Source organism: Bradyrhizobium sp. P2_E8, assembly GCF_056403875.1.
The window spans coordinates 1-2,464 of record NZ_JBFUES010001051.1 but is presented as its reverse complement, the minus strand read 5'-3'; the positions used below and the strand labels follow the sequence as shown (position 1 = coordinate 2,464).

Genomic DNA, 2,464 nt, shown 5'->3' with positions numbered 1-2,464 from the left:
CGCCTATGCTGTGCGCGGCATCCGTCTGGACAGGACGCAAACATTGGCTGGCGGTGCGAGCCACTGCAATTTCCGCTTCTCGCGGCTCCCGAGGTGATGCCTCATGGACGCGCGGCCGGCTCGCTCCTGATGTCGACGGGCGGCGGTGTCGCGCAGTTTCAGGTTCTCCATGCGGCCTCTACAAACCGGTGGATCACGGTCACGGGATCGAACGGAGGCAATCCGACGATCAGCACGACAGGCTACGCCGACAGCATGGGGCATCCCAGCGCACAAGGGCACCAGGCGGTTGCCGACATCTGGTATCCGGCCGTTTCCCCGTACCTGCACTAACCAGCTTCTCACATCTCTGGAGTCTCTCCATGCGCATCATGATCGCAGTCGCTTGCCTATGCCTTCCAGCAATCGCCGCGGCCAAGACGCTGTCGCCGCTCGAGCAGGCGCTGAGCCGCAAGCTTGGCGTCGAGATCGACGGTGGCCTGCAGGGAAAAAATGGAAAAAGGGAGGAACGGTGAAACGTGGATCGGGTTGATCGAGCACCGTGGAGCGCTTCGATGGACAGAACCTCGATCTATGATGAGTTGGGCCGCATTGAACGCGAGGTGGTCGCWGGAGAGCGCCAGCTTGCAGAACAGGAGCGGCTAGTTCTCGACTTGAAACGTGAGGGTCAAAATACTGCAAGCGCTGAAGAGGAGCTGGAACGGCTGCGTGAATGCCAACGCCTACGCGATCAAGACCGTCAAAGGCTCCTATCACTCCTGCAGCCCTGAGACAGCGAAAACGCTCCCTTCGAAATTCCACCTCAGCCGGTGGTGCTCGTTGACGAGGTGATTGATTAACTCGCGGTCACGGTTTGAGGGGGTCGGATGTGGCCTTCGGAACTGAAGGGTGGCCCAGCCTGTTTGTTACATTTAGCCAAGCGGAGGTCGCCGTGAGGATTATTCTGATAACGACGATTTGCTGGGCCGTGTCGTGCGGATTTGCGACAGCGCAAGCCGATCCGAAGAAAGACTTGAACACGCCGACTGGGCGCTCGGCGCCGGAAGAAAAGGGTCAATTGCAGCCGCAAGGTTGGACCGGACCGATTGAAACAAAGTCGGGTGGTGCGCAGCCGGAAAGTCCGCAAGGTCAAAGCCCACCGGGGATGCAGGCAGCGCCGGACGGATCAACAAAGACAGTCGTTGAGCCCCGGAAGTGAGCCACTCCCTGGTCGGTGAGCGGTCCGGCTTTGCTCAGGGCGAGCCGGACCGTAAGGGCTCCTTTGGGCCCGTTCCTGCCGATCGCCATGCTCACAGCCGGCTCGGCGTCTTGGGTTCGAATGGAAGTTGTTGGCGGTCATTCCGAGCGGCGGTCCTGACCGTAGCGGAAACGCCCGGGCAGCGTCGCACCGCGTCAGGCGGCGCGCTGGCTGCGTCGCGAGGAGAGATCCGGGCACAGCACGAGCTTGCCCTCGAGACCGCCAGCCTCGAGGCGACGGTGAGCATCGGCGACCTCGTCGAAGGAGATCCGCTCGGCGACGCGCGGCCGGATGGCACCTTCTGCCAGAAGCTCGAACAGTTCCTCCAGGTCCTCCTTGAACCAGGTGGGATGTCGCGCCCGCATGGCATTTACCGAGTAAAAGCGGGCTCGCTTGCCGTCGGGCAATAATCTCCACAGGTAGAGGCGCGCGATCTCCATCACGATAGGGAGCATTCGGCGCTTTGCCTGCACGCTCGCCGAGAACCCGATGGCACAGAGCAGGCCACCTGGCTTGAGCGCCGCGTATGAGCGGCGATAGCCGTCTTCGCCAACGCCGTCGACGATGACGTCGAACCCGCCCGGCAGAACCCGCGTGAAGTCCTCATGCTTGTAGTCGATCGGGATTGCCCCCAGGTCTCGGACGAGCGCCATGTGCTCGCCGCGCACCGTGCCCCACAGCTCGAGGCCCGCCAGTCTCCCGAGCACGAGCAGCGCCTGGCCGACTGCGCCGGCGGCTCCGTGCACGAGCACACGTTGGCCTCGCTGGACCTGGGCCACACGGTGCAGAAGCTGGTGCGCGGTCGTCCAGCTCAAGATCAGCGTGGCCGCCTCGGCCGCGTCTACGCCCACCGGCACGCGGGCCACGTCGTTCGCCCGAAGCGTGCGATACTCGGCGTTTGACCCGACCACCGTCATGTCGGCCACGCGATCGCCAATTTGATACTCGTGCACGCCTTCGCCGAGCTGATCGATTGCCCCCACCACGTCGTAGCCCATCACGAACGGCGGCCGGAGGCGCATCGTTTGCGGGTATAGATGGCGCCTGATCAACACCTCGGTGTAGTTGAGGCTCGACGCGAGCACGCGAACGCGCACCTCGCCCTGGCCGGCGGTGGGCAGGCGAGCGTCGACGACCTCCAGTCTCTCGGGATCACCGAAGCGGCTGACTTGAACAACTCGATTGCGCTGTTCCATCATGGGCGATCTCCATGCAATGCCGTCATTC

The 2,464-nt window shown here is 63.3% G+C and carries 3 protein-coding genes and 1 pseudogene; 3 read left to right on the top strand and 1 reads right to left on the bottom strand.

The features are described from left to right. The 3 genes and pseudogenes from AC1D00_RS36485 to AC1D00_RS36475 all read left to right on the top strand — a co-directional run. Positions 1 to 97: pseudogene (locus AC1D00_RS36485) on the top strand (L-2-amino-thiazoline-4-carboxylic acid hydrolase); the annotation flags it as partial. Next, positions 97 to 333 carry a hypothetical protein gene (locus AC1D00_RS36480; protein WP_477014006.1) on the top strand — a complete coding sequence of 79 codons (237 nt, stop codon included), beginning with the start codon at positions 97 to 99 and terminating at the stop codon, positions 331 to 333. The pseudogene AC1D00_RS36485 and the gene AC1D00_RS36480, both read left to right, overlap by 1 nt. A 29-nt stretch (positions 334 to 362) precedes the next feature. After that, entirely contained in the window at positions 363 to 515 is a 153-nt protein-coding gene (locus AC1D00_RS36475) for a hypothetical protein (RefSeq protein ID WP_156937099.1), read from the top strand. Between the two features lie 877 nt (positions 516 to 1,392). Here AC1D00_RS36475 and AC1D00_RS36470 read toward each other — a convergent pair. Next, a partial coding sequence (locus AC1D00_RS36470) for a medium chain dehydrogenase/reductase family protein (RefSeq protein ID WP_477014005.1) occupies positions 1,393 to 2,464 on the bottom strand: 1,072 nt, incomplete at its 5' end.

Bases quoted from the DNA above. Each gene is read 5' to 3' on its own strand.
- AC1D00_RS36480 (WP_477014006.1), top strand. From the start codon at position 97: ATGCCTCATGGACGCGCGGCCGGCTCGCTCCTGATGTCGACGGGCGGC.
- AC1D00_RS36475 (WP_156937099.1), top strand. From the start codon at position 363: ATGCGCATCATGATCGCAGTCGCTTGCCTATGCCTTCCAGCAATCGCC.